At 39.6% G+C, this 896-nt stretch carries 3 protein-coding genes; all 3 read right to left on the reverse strand.

Annotated elements, in window-relative coordinates; translation table 11 throughout:
- Window positions 1–267 (reverse strand): alpha/beta hydrolase-fold protein (locus ACRCJ0_RS16075; RefSeq protein WP_431391171.1); only part of this gene is annotated, 267 nt, incomplete at its 3' end.
- 93 nt (window positions 268–360) lie between these two features.
- On the reverse strand, window positions 361–684 hold the full coding sequence (locus tag ACRCJ0_RS16080) for a YlbG family protein (RefSeq protein WP_026466410.1): 324 nt from the start codon (window positions 682–684) through the stop codon (window positions 361–363).
- 130 nt (window positions 685–814) lie between these two features.
- Complete coding sequence (locus ACRCJ0_RS16085; protein WP_431391170.1) at window positions 815–883, reverse strand: hypothetical protein; 69 nt, start codon at window positions 881–883, stop codon at window positions 815–817.
- Window positions 884–896: the final 13 nt, after the last annotated feature.

Genomic DNA, 896 nt, shown 5'->3' on the forward strand with positions numbered 1-896 from the left:
GCCATTATCAATGCCGACAATAATCATACTTGGTAAATCCGGATTCCGCTTGATCGCGTGAATTGTTTTCCAAGAATGTTTCGAAAAAGCTTCCTTGGAATGAAATACATTCTGTCCGTCATGCATATAAACTACGGGATAATGCTTATCTGTATTTTCTTCATAGTCCTTAGGTAAGAGGACACGAATTCGCCGCTTAGCCAAGGTATAAGGCACATCTAAAATATGTTCTTTAAGTTCCAAATAGAAAAATGGTGCAAACTCCATCCTGACTCTCCTCCAATTATTGAAAAAGGACCCTGGGCACATTCAATCCCAAGGTCCCTTCAAAATTTCATTTACTATATATTTGATTATATATTAAGCATACCGTTCATTCAAACGATCTTTATCATCCGAATCCTTCTTGGCCATCAAGTCTGCCGCATAGGCATCAAAAGCCGTCGCATAATCCGTCGCCATTGCCTGTCTAGGAGACACATCCACCTGACGCACGAAATGTAACTTCTCAAGATTCTTTTGAATATGGTCCGCTTCCGACACATCCGTATACAAAACCGCATACTTCATCTTCCGCGAGACATAATAAACGAAACCGTACTTCTGTAACTGTTTCACCTTTTTATTAGAATACATCCACACAATCAACGCTTGACGTGACTGTCTTTCATCATAAATACTCATATCATCGACTTCCTTTAATCACTCGCTTTAATTTCATTATAACAGGAATTCCAAAGTCCGTAACCCCTAAACCTTTATATGGCAAAATAACGGGCCTCAACTTGCTGGCCCGCTATTCTTACCTCTTATTTTATTCCAATACTAATAGCAAGTCACCAGAATTTACTTGGTCGCCGTTGGCAACAAGTAATTCTTTCACAACAGCCTTACGC

The organism is Aerococcus sp. L_32 (genome assembly GCF_050689315.1).

Excerpts from the sequence above, each read along its gene's own strand:
- ACRCJ0_RS16080 (WP_026466410.1), bottom strand. The coding sequence starts at position 684 with ATGAGTATTTATGATGAAAGACAGTCACGTCAAGCGTTGATTGTGTGG.